This is a genomic window from Bradyrhizobium sp. LB14.3, from assembly GCF_040547985.1.
Classification (GTDB): domain Bacteria; phylum Pseudomonadota; class Alphaproteobacteria; order Rhizobiales; family Xanthobacteraceae; genus Bradyrhizobium.
The window spans coordinates 1-16,656 of sequence record NZ_JBEPQT010000016.1 but is presented as its reverse complement, the minus strand read 5'-3'; the positions used below and the strand labels follow the sequence as shown (position 1 = coordinate 16,656).

The 16,656-nt window shown below is 64.0% G+C and carries 13 protein-coding genes; 8 read left to right on the top strand and 5 right to left on the bottom strand.

The features are described from left to right. Positions 1–115 precede the first annotated feature (115 nt). Positions 116–898, top strand: a complete 783-nt coding sequence (locus ABIB00_RS25410) for an enoyl-CoA hydratase/isomerase family protein (protein WP_354106256.1) — start codon at positions 116–118, stop codon at positions 896–898. 918 nt (positions 899–1,816) lie between these two features. Here ABIB00_RS25410 and ABIB00_RS25405 read toward each other — a convergent pair. The 3 genes from ABIB00_RS25405 to ABIB00_RS25395 all read right to left on the bottom strand — a co-directional run bounded on the left by ABIB00_RS25405 (position 1,817) and on the right by ABIB00_RS25395 (position 6,060). Beyond that, on the bottom strand, positions 1,817–2,245 hold the full coding sequence (locus ABIB00_RS25405; RefSeq protein WP_354106255.1) for a GlcG/HbpS family heme-binding protein: 429 nt from the start codon (positions 2,243–2,245) through the stop codon (positions 1,817–1,819). Next, positions 2,238–5,216, bottom strand: a complete 2,979-nt coding sequence (locus ABIB00_RS25400; RefSeq protein ID WP_354106254.1) for an FAD-binding and (Fe-S)-binding domain-containing protein — start codon at positions 5,214–5,216, stop codon at positions 2,238–2,240. Before ABIB00_RS25400 ends, ABIB00_RS25405 begins: the two co-directional genes overlap by 8 nt. Positions 5,217–5,322: 106 nt before the next feature. Then, positions 5,323–6,060 (bottom strand): GntR family transcriptional regulator, encoded by a 738-nt coding sequence (locus tag ABIB00_RS25395; protein ID WP_354106253.1) that lies wholly within the window; start codon positions 6,058–6,060, stop codon positions 5,323–5,325. A 133-nt stretch (positions 6,061–6,193) separates the two neighbouring features. Between ABIB00_RS25395 and ABIB00_RS25390 the strand changes: the two genes are divergently transcribed. From ABIB00_RS25390 to ABIB00_RS25365, 6 genes are all read left to right on the top strand, one after another. After that, positions 6,194–7,396, top strand: a complete 1,203-nt coding sequence (locus ABIB00_RS25390) for a pyridoxal-phosphate-dependent aminotransferase family protein (RefSeq protein WP_456663832.1) — start codon at positions 6,194–6,196, stop codon at positions 7,394–7,396. Positions 7,397–7,576: 180 nt separating this feature from the next. Beyond that, the gene (locus tag ABIB00_RS25385; protein ID WP_354106251.1) at positions 7,577–8,776 is read left to right on the top strand and encodes a pyridoxal-phosphate-dependent aminotransferase family protein; all 1,200 of its coding nucleotides are present in this window, start codon (positions 7,577–7,579) and stop codon (positions 8,774–8,776) included. Positions 8,777–8,836: 60 nt separating this feature from the next. After that, positions 8,837–9,634, top strand: coding sequence for an enoyl-CoA hydratase/isomerase family protein (locus tag ABIB00_RS25380; protein ID WP_247443746.1), 798 nt, complete (start codon positions 8,837–8,839; stop codon positions 9,632–9,634). A gap of 136 nt (positions 9,635–9,770) precedes the next feature. Continuing rightward, a complete protein-coding gene (locus ABIB00_RS25375) occupies positions 9,771–10,757 on the top strand; it encodes a Bug family tripartite tricarboxylate transporter substrate binding protein (RefSeq protein ID WP_354106250.1) in 987 nt (328 codons plus the stop codon). Between the two features lie 155 nt (positions 10,758–10,912). After that, positions 10,913–11,455, top strand: coding sequence for a tripartite tricarboxylate transporter TctB family protein (locus ABIB00_RS25370; RefSeq protein WP_354106249.1), 543 nt, complete (start codon positions 10,913–10,915; stop codon positions 11,453–11,455). Positions 11,456–11,467: 12 nt separating this feature from the next. Further along, entirely contained in the window at positions 11,468–12,985 is a 1,518-nt protein-coding gene (locus ABIB00_RS25365) for a tripartite tricarboxylate transporter permease (RefSeq protein WP_354049815.1), read from the top strand. A 201-nt stretch (positions 12,986–13,186) separates the two neighbouring features. On the opposite strand, the gene ABIB00_RS25360 is transcribed toward ABIB00_RS25365, so the two are convergent. After that, complete coding sequence (locus tag ABIB00_RS25360) at positions 13,187–14,380, bottom strand: CaiB/BaiF CoA transferase family protein (RefSeq protein WP_354106248.1); 1,194 nt, start codon at positions 14,378–14,380, stop codon at positions 13,187–13,189. Positions 14,381–14,518: 138 nt separating this feature from the next. Beyond that, the gene (locus ABIB00_RS25355) at positions 14,519–14,833 is read right to left on the bottom strand and encodes a hypothetical protein (protein WP_354106247.1); all 315 of its coding nucleotides are present in this window, start codon (positions 14,831–14,833) and stop codon (positions 14,519–14,521) included. Positions 14,834–15,028: 195 nt separating this feature from the next. Between ABIB00_RS25355 and ABIB00_RS25350 the strand changes: the two genes are divergently transcribed. Continuing rightward, on the top strand, positions 15,029–16,656 hold a 1,628-nt coding region (locus ABIB00_RS25350), incomplete at its 3' end, for a M10 family metallopeptidase C-terminal domain-containing protein (RefSeq protein WP_354106246.1).

Sequence of the window (16,656 nt, the reverse complement as noted above, 5' to 3'; positions counted from 1 at the left end):
CTTTCAAGTTTGTGTCGAGGCGCTAAAGCGGCGGCTCGCCGCAGATTGCCCTTGCACCTTCCGCCCGTGCTGCCGCAAATGGCTGCAAAACGGGAACTAAGGAAGCGAGTGCGCCATGTCCGACACCACAGCCGTGATCACTGAGAAGCGCGGGCAGGCGCTCTGGATCACCATCAACCGGCCCGAGAAACGCAATGCACTGAATGGCGAGGTCATCGCCGGCATCGCACGCGGCTATCGCGACGCGCATGACGACAAGGATGTCCGCATCATCGTGCTGACGGGTGCGGGCGAGAAGGCGTTCTGCGCCGGCGCGGATTTGCAGAACTCCGGCGCGGCTTTCGCGATGGATCATTCCAAACCAAATGTCGACTATGCCGATCTGCTGCGTTTGTCGCAGAACGCGACCAAGCCGGCGATCACGCGCGTCGGCGGCGTCTGCATGGCCGGCGGCATGGGCCTGCTCTGCATGACCGACATGGCGGTCGGCGCCGATCACGTCATCTTCGGCCTGCCGGAGGTGAAGGTCGGCGTGTTTCCGATGCAGGTGTTGAGCCTGTTGCAGTCGATCGCGCCGCCTCGGCTCGTCAACGAATGGGCGCTGACCGGCGAGCCGTTCGACGCGAAAGCGGCGCAAGGAGCCGGCCTGCTCAATTATGTCGTGCCCACGGCCGAGCTGGACGCCAAGGTCGACTGGCTGATCGGCCGCATCGTCGACAAATCCCCGACCGCGATCCGCCGCGGCAAATACGCCATGCGCGCGATCTCCTCGATGTCGTTCGACGAGAGCATCGCCTACACCGAAAGCCAGATCGCGCTGCTCGCCATGACCGAGGACGCCAAGGAAGGGCTGAAAGCGTTCGGCGAAAAGCGCAAGCCGATTTGGACGGGGCGGTGAGGGCGCACCGCTCTCGTGTCCCGGACGCGCTGCAACGCTCTTGCGTTGCTGCGCAGAGCCGGGACCCAGAAGGCAGTTCGGTACAGCGCGGCGGGATAGGCCCCGGCTCTGCAGCGCACCGCTGAAGAAGCGCTGCGCTGCGTCCGGGGCACGAGAGCGACTTCCACCAGCTTAGATTCGATTGTCAAACAGCAAACACGCCTTCGCCTTCTCGCGGCGTATTCCGCCCGAGGTTTGCTCTCCGTTTTCACGCCCTTTCCGGAGAAAGGGCGCAGGGAAGGCCGGGTGCCGGCTGGCACCCCGCATAACTCCCGTGCGAGAACGTTGCACACGCAATGCACAGGAGAGAAACAGGGCAGCCTGACATCCGGCCTTCCCTGCGCAGTGGTTTGACGGCTTATGCGCGCTCTCCCCGGAGACGAATTCCTGCTTGCCTCCGTCACCTTGCGAAAATCACGGACATCCTCCCGGTTGAGGCGATGCCGCATTCGCAAAGGCTTGACCGTAGCAACGACGGCCAGGACCACGCGGTTTTGCCGTACGCATTCGGCGCCGTCCGTCGTGCGCGGTCCGCGATGTGCTCACGGGGTTCATCCCGCCCTGCACACTACGTTCCGCATCGGCGCCGCTCGCGTCCACCGCAGCCCGATCCGCGGTTCGTGACGACGTACGACCGCCCCTTTCGCCGGATCAAGATGTGGCGGAGAATGCGATAAAACAGAAATTCTGTAAAGGCGAATATTTTGGCGAACGATGGTTGACCGAGGGCTAGCGTGTTTTGCCCGTCGGGTGGCGCAAAGTGTTGTGGCCGCGTAGGGCGTAACCCACCTCTTTAGTCTCCGCGGTGACAGAAGTGGTGGGTTACGTCAGCGACTGCGCTTCGCGCAGCCGCCGTCTAACGAACCCACCCTACGGGATTCACCCCGCGTTGGCTTTCAACCCCGCGGCCTGGATGCCCGCCACGGCACACGCCTCGTCATTGTCCGACGTGTCGCCGGAGACGCCGACGGCGCCGAGCAGCGTCGCGCCGTCCATGATCAGCACGCCGCCGGGGACCGGGACCAGCGCGCCCTTGGCGATAGTGTTCACTGCGTCGATGAAATAGGCCTGCTCCTGCGCGCGCTGGAACAAAGCGCGCGAGCCCATGCCCAATGCGAGCGCGCCATAGGCCTTGCCGTGCGCGATCTCCGCGCGCATCAGGCTGGTGCCGTCCTGCGCCGCGGCGATCTTGAGCACGCCGCGGGCGTCGAGGATGGTGACGACGAGCGGCTTCAGCTTCAGCTCGGTGGATTTCGCGAAGGCGGCCTCGAGGATCTTGCGAGCGGTGTCGAGGGTGAGGTCAGCCATGGCTGGTTTCCTTTGCAAGGGGAGTGGTTGTGGATTGGGTTTTGGCACGATCAAGGCTCATCGCCAGCACACGCGCGACGTGAAGCGCCTCGCGCTGGGCGCCGTCGCGGATCTGGTGCCGGCAGGAGGTGCCATCGGCAACGACCAGCGTCGCCTGATCCGCGCGGCGCACGGCAGGCAGCAGCGACAGCTCGGCCATCTCGATCGAGGCGTCGTAGGTGTCCGCGCCATAACCGAACGCGCCGGCCATGCCGCAGCAGCTCGACTCGATGATCTCAACCGCAAGGCCGGGGACGAGGCGCAGCACCTGCTCGACCGGCTTGAAGGCGCCAAAGGATTTTTGATGGCAATGGCCGTGCACCACGGCCTTGTCGGCGACGGTGCCGAGCGGCAGTTGCAGCCGGCCGGCCTCGGCCTCGCGCACCAGGAATTCCTCGAAGGTCAGCGCATGGGCGCCGACCGCCTTGGCATCGTTGTCCTTGCGCAGCGAAGCCAGCTCGTCGCGCAGGGTCAGCAGGCAGCTTGGCTCGAGACCGACAATCGGCACGCCGCGCGCGGCGAAGGGCGCGAAGGCGGCGACGAGACGATCGAGCTCGACCTTGGCTTGGTCGACGAGACCGGCGGACAGGAAGGTGCGGCCGCAGCACAGCGGCCGGCCGCCGCTCGCGGGCTTCGGCAGGTGCACGCGATAGCCGCCGGCCGCGAGCACGCGCAGCGCGGCCTCGAGGTTTTCGCGCTCATAGATGCGATTGAAGGTGTCGGCGAACAGCACGACCTCGCGGCCGGTTTCAGGTCCCACGCTGTCCGCAGGCAGCACGAACACATCACTGCGGAAGGCGGGCAGGGCGCGTCGCGCGCTGATGCCGGCGAAGCGCTCGAACAGACTTCGCAGCAGCGGGCTGTGATTGCGCAAGTTGACGAGTGGCGCGAAGCGCGACGCGAGACCGGCATAGCGCGGCAGGTAGCCGACGAGCCGGTCGCGCAAGGTCAGGCCATGCGAAGCTGCGCGCGCGGCGAGCACCTCGATTTTCATCTTGGCCATGTCGACGCCGGTCGGGCATTCGTGGCGGCAGGCCTTGCAGGAGACGCAGAGCTTTAGCGTCTCCATCATCTCGTCCGACGACAAGGCGCCCTCGCCGAGCTGGCCGGAGATGGCGAGCCGCAAAGTGTTCGCACGCCCTCGCGTGACGTCCTTCTCGTTGCGCGTCGCGCGGTAGGACGGGCACATCACGCCGCCTTCGAGCTTGCGGCAGGCGCCGTTGTTGTTGCACATCTCGACCGCGCCCTGAAAACCGCCGCCGGCCCCGGGATAAGCGGACCAGTCGAGTTTTGTCTTGAGCTCGGCGACGCGATACTCAGGCTTGAAGCGGAATAGCGAACGATCGTCCATCTTCGGTGCGTCGACGATCTTGCCGGGGTTGAGCACGCCATCGGGATCGAAGCGCTGCTTCACCTCGCGGAAGTCGGCGACCAGGCGCTCGCCGAACATTGTTTCGTGGAATTCGGAGCGCACCAGGCCGTCGCCATGTTCGCCGGAATGCGAGCCCTTGTATTCGCGCACCAACTCGAAGGCCTCTTCGGCGATGGCGCGCATCGCCTTGACGTCCTTCTCGAGCTTCAAATTCAACACCGGCCGCACATGCAGGCAGCCCTCGGAGGCATGGGCGTACATCGTGCCGCTGGTGCCGTGCCTGGCAAACACCTCGCTCAGCCGCGCGGTGTAGTCGGCGAGATGCGGCAGCGGCACGGCGCAGTCCTCGACAAAGGAGACCGGCTTGCCCTCCTGCTTCATCGACATCATGACATTGAGGCCGGCGGCGCGGAAATCGGCGATGCCACTCTGCAGCGCAGGCTCGATGATTTCGACCACGCCGCCCCATTTGCGCTTGTCGTTATTCCAGCCGAAGCCGAGATCGCCCATCAGCTCGCCGAGCTGCTTCAGGCGTACGAGATTATCCGCCTGATCCTCCTCCGCGAATTCGACCACCAGCACCGCATCCGGATCGCCCTTGATGGCAGCAGAGATGATCGGCTGGAACATCGCGATGTCGCGGCCGAGCGCGAGCATGGTACGATCGACCAGCTCGACCGCGATCGGCTTCAGCTTGACCAGATGCTGGGCGGCGTCCATCGCCTCGTAAAAACTGCCGAAATGGCAGATGCCGAGCGCCTTGTTGCGGATCACCGGCCACAGCTTCAGCTCGACCTTGGTGGTGAAGGCGAGAGTGCCCTCGGAGCCCACGAGAAGATGCGCCATGTTGTTGCGCGCATTGCGCGGCACCAGCGCATCGAGATTGTAGCCGCCGACACGGCGCTGCACCTTCGGGAAGCGCGCCGCGATCTCCTCGGCCTCGCGGGCGCCGAGATCGAGCATGTCGCGGAACAGGGCGCGTGCGCTGTCGTTCGCATCGAGATCAGAGAGATCGCGCGCCACCTCGCCGTAACGGCTCAGTGTGCCGTCCGCGAGCGCGGCCTCCATCGACAGCGTGTTGTCGCGCATGGTGCCGTAGCGCAAGCTACGGCCGCCGCAGGAATTGTTGCCGGCCATGCCGCCGATGGTCGCGCGCGAGGCCGTGGAGACGTCGACCGGAAACCACAGACCGTGTTTTTTCAGCTGGCGGTTGAGGTCGTCGAGCACGATGCCCGGCTCGACCACGCAGGTGCGGGCCTCGACGTCGAGCGACAGGATTCGGGTCAGATGCTTCGAGAGATCGACCACAAGGCCGTCATTGACGGTCTGGCCGCATTGCGAGGTGCCGCCGCCGCGCGGCGTGACCTTGCGTCCGTCGTCCCGGGCGATTGCCAGCGCCCGCAAGGCCTCGTCCATGGTCTTGGGCACAACCACGCCCGCGGGCACGATCTGGTAGAACGAGGCATCGGTGGCGTAGCGGCCGCGGCTGAAACCGTCGAACAGGACGTCGCCGGTCATTTCCGCGCGCAGGCGCCGTTCGAGCGAGGAGGCGTTTGTCATCCCTGGTCCCGGACTGATCCAGCGAGGCCTACGGCCGGACTGGAGTATTCATTCTTGTTTCTGATCGATTACATTGTGAATGCAAATGAGCAAGCCCGGCTGCCCTTCACGGCGCGGCCGAAGCGCCCTCTTGGGACTCGGTCAGGTGCTCAATCGCGGCCGTCCGCTTGTTGCGCAGGTGCTGGAACAGGATGTCGCTGAGCTCGCTGCCGGCACGGCGGCGGAGCGCGTCGAGGATGGCCTCGTGCTCGCGCATCGCCTCCGCCCAGCGCTGGCGCTTGCGGGCAAAATTGGCGGAGTAGCGGACGCGGCGGATCCGGCCCGCAAAGTTGGCGTAGGCGGTCTTCAGCGTCTCGTTGCGCGCGGCAGTGACGATGCTTTCGTGGATGCGCTGGTTGATCTGGAAATAGCCGTGCATGTCGCGATGCAGATAGTGGCCATACATCTCGTAATGCAACTGCTCGATCGCGGCGATTTCCGCATCCGTGATGGCTTCGCAAGCGAGGCGCCCGGCCAGGCTCTCCAGCCCCGCCATGACGTCGAACAGCTCCTCGAGGTCGCGCTGGCTGAGCCGGCGGACCCGCGCGCCGCGGTTGGGGAGAAGCTCGATCAGCCCCTCGGCGGCGAGCACCTTTAAGGCCTCGCGCAACGGCGTGCGGGAGATGCCGAGCATCTCGCAGAGCTGCCGCTCGGGAACGCGGGCGCCTTCCGGAATGTTGCCCTCGACCACGTAGTCGCGCAGCCGCAGCAGGATCTCGCCGTGAAGCGAGGCCTCCTGGCGGTCGCCGCCATTTGCGGCGGACGGGGCAATCGGAACCCCTGTGTCGGGAATCGTGGATTTCATTTGCAGCACAATAGTTTGCTCGTTTGGTCGCGTCGATGTCCACAATCGAATACCAAATTTTGATTGAAAGTACAAAAAATGAATGCAAACTAGCTCGCAGGGCCGGCCAGAATCCGCCGACAGGGAGGTTTTCATGCATCAGGGACGCCATTTCCTTCAGATTCCCGGCCCGAGCCCGGTCCCCGAGCGCGTCCTGCGCGCCATGGACATGCCCGTCATCGACCACCGGAGCGCGGAATTCGGCGAGCTCGGCCGGGCCGTGCTCGAAGGCAGCCGGAAAATCTTCCAGACCGCCGGCCCGGTGGTGATCTTCCCCTCGTCGGGAACCGGTGCCTGGGAGGCCGCGATCGTCAACACGCTGTCGCCGGGCGACAAGGTGCTGATGGTCGAGACCGGCCATTTCGCCACCCTGTGGCGCCAAATGGCGGGACGGTTCGGCATCGAGGTCGATTTCGTTCCCGGCGACTGGCGCCGCGGCGCCGATCCGGCCGTGATCGAGGCAAGACTCACTGACGACACCGCCCACGCGATCAAGGCCGTGATGGTCGTGCACAACGAGACCTCGACCGGCGCGACCAGCCGCATCGCCGAGATCCGCGCCGCGATCGATCGTACAGGACATCCGGCGCTGCTGATGGTCGACACCATCTCCTCGCTCGGCTCGGTCGACTACCGCCACGACGAATGGAAGGTCGATGTCAGCGTCAGCTGCTCGCAGAAGGGTTTCATGCTGCCGCCCGGCCTCGGCTTCAACGCGATCTCGGAGAAGGCGCGCGCTGCGGCGAAGACCAACAAGATGCCGCGCTCCTATTTCGACTGGGAGGAGATGCTCAAGCCCAATGCAAACGGCTTCTTCCCCTACACGCCGGCAACCAATCTGCTCTACGGCCTGCGCGAGGCGATCGCGATGCTGCTCGAAGAGGGGCTCGACGACGTGTTCGCGCGGCATCAGCGGCTGGCTGCTGCGACCCGTGCCGCCGTCAATCATTGGGGCCTCGAAATCCTCTGCCAGGAGCCATCGGAATTTTCGCCGGTGCTCACGGCGGTGCTGATGCCGCCGGGACATGACGCCGATCAATTCCGCAAGATCGTGCTCGACAATTACAACATGTCGCTCGGCTCGGGCCTGTCGAAGGTCGCGGGCAAAGTCTTCCGCATCGGCCATCTCGGCGAATGCAACGCGTTGACGCTACTCGGCGCGCTCACCGGCGTGGAGATGGGCCTTTCGGTCGCGGGCGTGCCGCACCGCTCCGGCGGCGTCGATGCCGCGATGAAGCTGCTGGAGCAGCGCCCGCAGGGCAATACGTCGCCGCATCTGAAAGTGGTCGGCACTTAAACCGCGCGGGGACAACCACAAAAAGCATTCAGGGAGGGTGAGATGGGAGTATGGCCGCAGAGTAGGGGGCGGCCGCCCTCCGGCCATGCATGGGAGCCGCCTTTAGAAGAGGGGACAAGCCGCTCAAATGGTGCTATTCGGCGGCCATCCAAAATCAAGGCAAGACCGGGAAGGACGCCGATGACCGTGCATACTGGAAGGCATTTCCTACAGATTCCAGGACCGACCAACGTGCCCGACCGGGTGCTGCGGGCGATGGACATGCCGACGCTGGACCATCGCGGTCCGGAGTTCGCCGAGCTCGGTTTCGCCGTCCTCGCCGGAATGCAGCGGGTGTTCCGCACCAAGCAGCCCGTGATCATCTTCCCCTCGTCCGGCACCGGCGCCTGGGAAGCTGCGATGGTCAACGTGCTAGCGCCCGGCGACAAGGTGTTGATGTGCGAGACCGGCCAGTTCGCCGTGCTGTGGCGCGGCATCGCCGAGAAGTTCAAGCTCGACGTCGACTTCATCCCGAGCGACTGGCGCCATGGCGCCGATCTCGCCGAGATGGAGAAGCGGCTTGCCGCCGACAAGCAGCACGCGATCAAGGCGGTCTGTGTCGTCCACAACGAGACCTCGACCGGCTGCGTGACGCCGCCGCGCGACGTGCGCAAGCTGCTCGACCGGGTCAAGCATCCGGCGCTGCTGATGGTCGACACCATCTCCGGCCTCGGCTCGATTGAATACGAACACGATGCCTGGGGCATCGACGTCTCGGTCGCCGGCTCGCAGAAGGGCCTGATGCTGCCGCCGGGCCTCGGCTTCAATGCCGTCTCGGAGAAGGCGCTCGCGATGGCCAAGGCCAACCCCGGCATGCGCTCTTATTGGGACTGGCAGGAGGTGATCAGCTTCAACAAGCTCGGTACCTTCCCCTACACGCCCGCCACCAATCTGCTCTACGGCCTGCGCGAAGCGGTCAAGATGCTGGAAGAGGAGGGGCTTGAGAACGCCTGGACCCGCCACAAGCGCCACAGTGCGGCGACGCGTGCCGCGGTCAAGGTCTGGGGCCTGGAGACGCAGTGCGCCGATCCCGCCGCACATTCGCCGGCGCTAACCGGCGTGCGCGTGCCTGATGGCCATGACGCCGACGCCTTCCGCAAGGTGGTGCTGGAAGCCTTCGACATGTCGCTCGGCACCGGCCTGAACAAGGTCAAGAGCAAGGTGTTCCGCATCGGCCATATCGGCCATTTCAACGATCTGATGCTGATGGGCACGCTCGCCGGCGTCGAGATGGGCCTGGATCTTGCACAGATTCCGCACCGGAGCGGCGGTGTATTGGCGGCCATGGACGTCCTGAAGGGACGCGACGTGGTGCCGTTGGCCAAGGCTCAGGTGGCTTAAAGGCCCAAGTGGTCTGAAGGTTCAAATGGCTTGAACTAGCTTAGAAAAGAAGTGAGCGCGATGAACGCACCGACGACTGCCAACGAAGACCTGCTCTACTCCGTCACGGACGGCATCGCGCGGATCACTTTCAACCGACCGCAGGCGCGCAACGCACTGACCTTCGCCATGTACGAGCGCATGGCCGAGATCTGCCTGGAGATCAACGCCGATCGCTCGATCAAGGCACTGATCCTGACCGGCGCCGGCGACAAGGCGTTTGCCTCCGGCACCGACATTTCTCAGTTCCGTGCGTTCAAAACCGCGCAGGATGCGCTCGACTACGAGGCCCGCATCGACCGCGTGCTCGGCACGCTGGAGCAGTGCCGCGTGCCCGTGATCGCGGCGATCGCGGGGGCCTGCACCGGCGGCGGCGCCGGAATTGCGGCCTGCTGTGACCTTCGCATCGGGACTGAAGCGACGCGCATCGGCTTTCCGATCGCGCGCACGCTCGGCAACTGCCTGTCGATGTCCAATATCAGCCGCGTCGTCTCGCTGGTCGGCCCCGCCCGCACCAAGGATATGATCTTCAAGGCGCGCCTGGTCGAGGCGCCGGAAGCGCTCGCGCTCGGCCTGCTCACCGAAATCGTGCCCGATGTCGAGACGCTCCAGCGCCGCGCCGACGAGACCGCCAAGCTTGTGGCGAGCCACGCCCCGCTCACGCTGGAAGCGACCAAGGAGGCGGTGCGCCGCATCCGCCGCACGCTGTCGCGCGAAGAGGGCGAGGATCTGATCCTCAAGGCCTATATGAGCGAAGATTTCCGCGAGGGAATGGACGCCTTCCTCAACAAGCGCACGCCCAACTGGAAGGGCAAGTAGCGTATCTCCGGCTTGGGCTTCGTCAGCCGAAAGTCATAGGCGGCGGGATGCCCGCCTGCTTGAACTCGCTGGCCTTAGTCCGCACAATGCGCCGATAAATTACTGACAAGCCAACAATAACCAGGGGACGAAACTCGTGCGAATTCTAGTGAAAGCTGTCGGGGTCGCAGCGGCGCTAACGTTGAGCGCGCCGGCGTTTGCCGCCTGGGAACCGACCAAGCCGGTCGAGATCGTGGTGGCGGCGGGCGCGGGCGGCGCCTCCGATCAGATGGCGCGGATGATGCAGGCCGCGATCCAGAAGAACAATCTGATGAAGCAGCCGATCGTGGTCTCGCTCAAGGGCGGCGCGTCAGGTGCGGAAGCGCTGATGTACATGAAGTCCAGCGAGGCCGATCCCAACAAGGTGCTGATCGCCTATTCGCTGATCTACATGCTGCCGCTGTCGGCGAAGATTCCGTTCAACTGGCGTGAACTGACCCCGGTCTCGGTGATCGCGCTCGACCAGTTCGTGCTGTGGGACAACAGCGCAGGTCCCAAGACGGTGAAGGAGTTCGTCGCCGCCGCGAAGGCTGCGAGCGCCCCGTTCAAGATGGGCGGCACCGGTTCCAAGCGCGAGGATCACGTGCTGACGGTGTTCCTCGAGCAGAAGACCGGCGCGAAATTCTCCTATCTGCCCTACAAGTCCGGCGGCGAGGCCGCGACCCAACTGGTCGGCAACCACACCGAATCCAACGTCAACAACCCGTCCGAAAATCTCGAAGTCTGGCGCGCGGGCCAGGTGCGTCCGCTCTGCGTGTTCGACAAGGAGCGCATCTCCTACACCAGCAAAGTGACGGACACGCAGTCCTGGGCCGACATCCCGACCTGCAAGGAGGAGGGCGTCGACGTCCAGTATCTGATGCTGCGCGCGACGTTCCTGCCCGGCAAGGTCACGGCTGAGCAGCAGGCGTTCTATGTCGATCTGTTCCACAAGGTGACGCAGACCGCCGAATACAAGGACTACATGGAAAAGCAGGCGTTGAAGCCGATCTTCCTCACCGGCAAGGACATGGTGCAATTCCTCGAAGAGGACGATGCAGTCAACAAGTCGCTGATGACGGAAGCCGGTTTCGTCGCGAAGTAATCACATCCTCCACGTCGTGCCCCGCGGAACGCGGGCATCCGGTATTGCACAGAGCTCGACGAAAGACGGCTTCTGCACGGCGTACTGGATCATCCGCTCCTGTGCGCAATTGCGCGTTAGGCGGATGATGACAGCGCAATTTGAACTGGCAGAGCATGTCCCAAACCGATCTTGAAATCGTCGTCGACGATCCGACCGCGCCCGAAGACGACTCGCCTTCCGTCGTCTCCTCCGGCACGGTCGAGATATTCGTCTGTCTCCTGTTGCTCGCGCTGGCTACCACGCTCGGCTACGACAATTGGCGCACCGGCGCCTCCTGGGATTCGACCGGGCCGGAGCCTGGCTATTTCCCGTTCTATCTCTCCGTCATTCTCGGCGGCGGCAGCCTCTACGGCCTGATCGTGGCCCTGGTCGCGCACCGCAAGGCGGCTGAGACCTTCGTCACGCGCGCGCAGGCCCGCCGCGTGATGGCGGTGTTCGTGCCGACGCTGCTGTTCTGCCTGACGACGCAGTTTCTCGGCCTCTATGTCGCGAGTTTCCTGCTGATCGCGGGCTTCATGCGCTTCGTCGGCAAGATCGCGCCGTGGAAGTCGCTGCTCACCGCTGTCGTGTTCACGGCGATCATGTTCGTCACCTTCGACATCGCCTTCGACGTCATCATGCCGAAAGGGCCGCTCGAAGCGGCCTTCGGCTACTAGGCGGGGCCCGCGATGGAAGCTTTCGGTCTCTTGCTTCACGGCTTCGCCGTCCTGCTGACGTGGAAGACGCTCGCGCTGATGATGGTCGGGCTGGTGCTCGGCATTTTCGTCGGCGTGTTGCCCGGCCTCGGCGGACCCAATGGCGTCGCGATCCTGCTGCCGCTCACCTTCACGATGGATCCGACCTCGGCGATCGTGATGCTATCCTGCATCTACTGGGGCGCGCTGTTCGGCGGCGCGATCACCTCGATCCTGTTCAACATCCCCGGCGAAGCCTGGTCGGTCGCGACCACGTTCGACGGCTATCCGATGGCGCAGCAGGGCAGGGCGGCGGAGGCGCTGACCGCCGCGTTCACGTCCTCTTTCATCGGCTCGCTGGTCGCTGTGCTGCTGATCACTTTCCTCGCCCCGATGATCTCGTCCTTTGCGTTGAAGTTCGGCCCGCCCGAGTTCTTCGCGGTGTATCTGCTGACCTTCTGCTCCTTCGTCGGATTGGGGCGCGAGGCCAAGCACAAGACTGTCATCTCGATGTCGTTGGGGCTCCTGCTCGCGGGCGTCGGAATGGATACCGTGTCGGGGCAGCTGCGCATGACCTTCGGTTCGTCCGAGCTCTTGCGCGGCATCAACTTCCTTGTCGCCGTCATCGGCCTGTTCGGCATCAGCGAGATCCTGCTGACGATGGAGGAGCGCCTCGCGCTGCGCGGGCATGCGGCGAGCATTTCGCTGCGTGTCGTGCTGAGCGTGTGGAAGGACTTGCCGAAATACTGGGTGACGCTGCTGCGCTCCTCCGTCATCGGCTGCTGGCTCGGCATTACCCCGGGCGGCGCGATCGCGGCCTCCTTCATGGGCTACAATCTGGCAAAGCGCTTCGCCAAGGATCCCGAGAGCTTTGGCAAGGGCCGCATCGAGGGCGTGTTCGCGCCGGAAACGGCGGCGCATGCCTCCGGCACCGCGGCGCTGCTGCCTATGCTGGCGCTCGGAATTCCCGGCTCCGGCACCGCGGCGATCCTGCTCGGTGGGTTGATGGTGTGGGGGCTCAATCCCGGCCCGCTGCTGTTCGTCGAGCACAAGGATTTCGTGTGGGGCCTGATCGCCTCGATGTATCTCGGCAATGTCGTCGGCCTCGTGCTGGTGCTGACGACGGTACCGATCTTCGCCTCGATCCTGCGCGTGCCGTTCGCCGCGGTGGCGCCGATGATCGTGGTGTCCTGCGCTATCGGTGCCTATGCGATCCAGAACGCCATGTTCGACATCTGGCTGATGCTCGGCTTCGGCGTCGTCGGCTACGTCTTCAAGAAGATCGGCATTCCCCTGGCGCCGTTCACGCTCGCGCTCGTGCTCGGCAACCGCGCGGAGGATGCCTTCCGCCTGTCGATGATCGGGTCCGGCGGCGACCTCAAGGTGTTCTGGTCGAACGGCCTGGTCGGCTCGATCACGACGCTCGCGATCGTGCTGCTGTTCTGGCCCATCATTGATGGGCTTCTGACACGCATTGGAGGGATGCAACGGGGTAAAGCCAGGTCACTTTGACGTCTATCACTCAAAACATCCCGGACAAGTTCCCGGACCTTCCGCAGCGGATCGTTCGCCGGCACACGTTTATCCGGCGCGATGTACGAAAACAGGCCGCGCTGATCCGTAAACCTGCCGCGCATGATCGTCTCCGCCGATTCGAAATGATAAAGTGGATCATCAAGTCCCCTCCCTGGGAGGGTTTTTTTCAGCAGACTGTTAGACGACTTTCGCCTCCCTTAAACGAGCTACTTCCTCCTTGTTGAAGCCGAACTCCTTCAGCACTTCGTCGGTCTGCTCGCCGAACTCCGGCGGCCGCGCCACCATCCTGCTCGGCGTGCGCGACAGCGTCACGGGCTGGCCGACCAGGCGTATGTCGCGGTCTTCATCGTTCGGCACCTCCTGCGCGATGCCGAGATGCTTGACCTGCGCGTCTTCGAACATCTGGTCGATGGCGTAGATCGGCCCGCAGGGCACGCCGGCCTCGTTGAGTTCACTGACCCAGGTCTCGGTGGACTTCGTCAAGGTACGCTTCTCGATCTCGGCGTTGAGTGCATCGCGGTTCTTGGAGCGGGCCGGCGCGGTCACATAGTCGGGATGGCTGTAAAGTTCCGGCGCGCCGAGTGCCTGCGCGCAGCGCTCCCAGATCCGGCCGCCCGTGGTGGCGATGTTGATGTAGCCGTCCGAGGTCCTGAACACGCCGGTCGGGATGCTGGTCGGGTGATTGTTGCCGGCCTGTTTTGCCACGTCCTTTTCCATCAGCCAGCGCGCGGCCTGGAAGTCGAGCATGAAGATCTGGGCTTGCAGCAAAGAAGTCTGTACCCACTGGCCCTTGCCCGAGACCTCGCGCTCCAGCAGCGCGGTGAGGATGCCCATGGCGCAGAACAGGCCCGCGGTGAGGTCGGCGACGGGAATGCCGACCCGCATCGGGCCTTCGCCCGGCGCGCCGGTGATCGACATCAGCCCGCCCATGCCTTGCGCGATCTGATCGAAGCCCGGCCGCTTGTGGTAGGGTCCGTCCTGGCCGAAGCCGGAGATGCTGCCATAGACGATGCGCGGGTTGATCTCGCGCAGGGTCTCATAGTCGATGCCGAGCTTCTTCTTCACGTCGGGCCGGAAATTCTCCACCACGACGTCGGCCTTGGCGGCCAGGCGCTTGAACACGGCAAGCCCGCGCTCGTCCTTTAGGTTCAGCGTCATCGCCCTCTTGTTGCGATGCAGATTCTGGAAGTCAGAGCCACGCCGCGGCCCGCCCGGCTGCTCGCCGCCGGAATCCTCGGTCAGCGCGTCGATCTTGATCACGCTGGCGCCCCAGTCCGCGAGCTGCCGCACGCAGGTGGGTCCGGACCGGACGCGGGTCAGATCGAGTACGGTGAAGCGCGACAGGGCTTCGGAGGCATGCGGAAAGGGCATCTTGAAAGGCTCCGGGAAAGATTGCGGGCCTACCATAGTGCCGAAAGACCATGCGGCAAGACATCACGCGGCAGGTCTGGGCCGCGCGGATGCCGTCTGTCGAAATGCAATGCCTGAGGGGGCGCGGCGCGCGAAGGATCAGCGCGCCAGCTGCTTCAGCTCGGTACGCGCCTTCTCGGCCAGGGGATCGTCACCGTGACGCGCGATGAAGAGCTCGAGCGCCTCCCGTGTACCCTGCCGGCGGGCGGCTTCGTACTCCTCCGCTACCGCAGCCGAGGGGTCGCGGGCCATTGGAACGGAGGGGGCGCGTCCCGCTGTGCCACCTTGCTTGCCACTCTCATCCGCGCTGGCTTTCCCGACCATGACGGGCAGTCCTCCCAAGGGTAGATGGTCCGGCCCGGCGAGCGCCACCAGGGCGCCGAACAGACCGACCGAGAGCGGACTTAGTTTCATTGTTCTGCCAATCACGTGGGTAGCCGGAACCGGCATCCTTGTCCTTGCCCCGTATGATTACGGGAATTGATGGCTAACACAGCATTATGGAAGAGGTCCGGGTGCGGACGCCAAAATTAAACCAAACGTCCATCTCAAGCTGGGATATTCCGCCTGCGCCCCAATCGAGCGCCATGCGCTGTTTCGGAGAGTCCATTGGCTACCACTGTCACCGTCAGCAGGACCAACAACGCAGACATCGACGGCCTGCTGTCGGGCTACAAATGGTCTGGCGCGATCACCTACAGCTTTCCGGACGCTGCAAGCGACTACTCCAGTCCTTACTCCGGCGGCAGCAGTGAGCCAACCACGTCGGGTTTTGCCTCGGCGCCGAGTCAGATGCAGGCGGCGATCAATTACGCGATCGGGCTGATCCTCGGCTACACCAACGCCAACATCCAGTACGCCGGGACGAACGGTGCCGACATCATGGTCGCGCAGTCGCCGGCGGCCAATCCGACCTCCTACGCCTACTACCCAGGTAACTATGCGGCAGGCGGCGACGTGTGGTTCGGGACCCAATACAATTACTCGCTGGCCAAGCTCGGCAATTACTATTTCACCACGGCGTTGCACGAGCTCGGACACGCCCTTGGCCTGAAGCATAGCCAGGAAACGGGCGGCGTCGCCAACGTCGCGGTGCCGAGCGCGCATGACGACAGCGAATACACCGTCATGAGCTATCGCAGCTATGTCGGTGCTTCGACGACGAGCGGCTACACCAACGAAGCCTATGGATATCCGCAAACCTACATGGCCAACGATATCCTCGCGCTGCAGACGATGTACGGCGCGGACTACACTACCCAGGGCGGAGCCACCGTCTATACCTGGAGCTCCAGCACCGGGCAGGAGTTCATCAACGGCGTTGGCCAGCCGGCCGACAATGGCGGTGCCGGTGGCTCGGCCAATCGCATCTACCAAACGATCTGGGATGGTGGCGGCGTCGATACCTACGACCTGTCGAACTACACGACGAACCTGAGCATCAACCTCAATCCGGGTGCGTCGTCCGTGTTCTCCAGCGTGCAGCTCGCCTATCTCGGCAACGGCCATTATGCGTCCGGCAACGTCTACAACGCTTATCTCTACAATGGCGACACGCGGTCGCTGATTGACAACGCAACCGGCGGCTCCGGCAATGACATCATCATCGGCAATGCCATCGCCAATGTGCTGAAGGGCGGCGCGGGCAACGATACCATCACTGGCGATGGCGGCAACGACACTATCGACGGCGGTCCCGGCACGGACACTGTCGTCTATTCAGGCAACAGGGCGGATTACCTCGTCACCTACAATGTGAGTTCAGCGACGTGGACCATCGCCGATCAGCGTAGCGGCTCCCCCGATGGCACCGACACCGTCACAGCGGTAGAGAATTTCAAATTTGCCGATGGCATTATCGACAGCACTGTTGTTGTACAGCCCCCTCTGCCAGATTTGACCGCGTCGTACGACAGCGTGAGCAGCACGACGATAGCGGCGGGTGAGAGCACCAACGTTGACTTTTGGGTGGTGAATTTTGGCAAGGCTGCCGCCGCCGCGTCGATCTCGGGCCTCTATCTATCGACCGACGCAACGATCACGACTGGAGACACGCTGCTGACGACGGTGGCCTCGCCAGGGCTGTCGGCGAACGGGGCGACGGGCTATTTCGATCATCAGACGATCTCATTGGGGCTGCCCGCCAATCTGGCGCCCGGCACGTATTACGTCGGCGGAATCGCGGACTACAACAATGCGATTTCGGAGAGCAACGAGGCCAACAACAATCACAATGT

Bases quoted from the DNA above. Each gene is read 5' to 3' on its own strand.
- ABIB00_RS25405 (WP_354106255.1), bottom strand. From the start codon at position 2,245: ATGGCTGACCTCACCCTCGACACCGCTCGCAAGATCCTCGAGGCCGCC.
- ABIB00_RS25395 (WP_354106253.1), bottom strand. From the start codon at position 6,060: ATGAAATCCACGATTCCCGACACAGGGGTTCCGATTGCCCCGTCCGCC.
- ABIB00_RS25370 (WP_354106249.1), top strand. From the start codon at position 10,913: ATGTCCCAAACCGATCTTGAAATCGTCGTCGACGATCCGACCGCGCCC.
- ABIB00_RS25380 (WP_247443746.1), top strand. From the start codon at position 8,837: ATGAACGCACCGACGACTGCCAACGAAGACCTGCTCTACTCCGTCACG.
- ABIB00_RS25385 (WP_354106251.1), top strand. From the start codon at position 7,577: ATGACCGTGCATACTGGAAGGCATTTCCTACAGATTCCAGGACCGACC.
- ABIB00_RS25410 (WP_354106256.1), top strand. From the start codon at position 116: ATGTCCGACACCACAGCCGTGATCACTGAGAAGCGCGGGCAGGCGCTC.
- ABIB00_RS25360 (WP_354106248.1), bottom strand. From the start codon at position 14,380: ATGCCCTTTCCGCATGCCTCCGAAGCCCTGTCGCGCTTCACCGTACTC.
- ABIB00_RS25365 (WP_354049815.1), top strand. From the start codon at position 11,468: ATGGAAGCTTTCGGTCTCTTGCTTCACGGCTTCGCCGTCCTGCTGACG.
- ABIB00_RS25355 (WP_354106247.1), bottom strand. From the start codon at position 14,833: ATGAAACTAAGTCCGCTCTCGGTCGGTCTGTTCGGCGCCCTGGTGGCG.
- ABIB00_RS25400 (WP_354106254.1), bottom strand. From the start codon at position 5,216: ATGACAAACGCCTCCTCGCTCGAACGGCGCCTGCGCGCGGAAATGACC.
- ABIB00_RS25390 (WP_456663832.1), top strand. From the start codon at position 6,194: ATGCATCAGGGACGCCATTTCCTTCAGATTCCCGGCCCGAGCCCGGTC.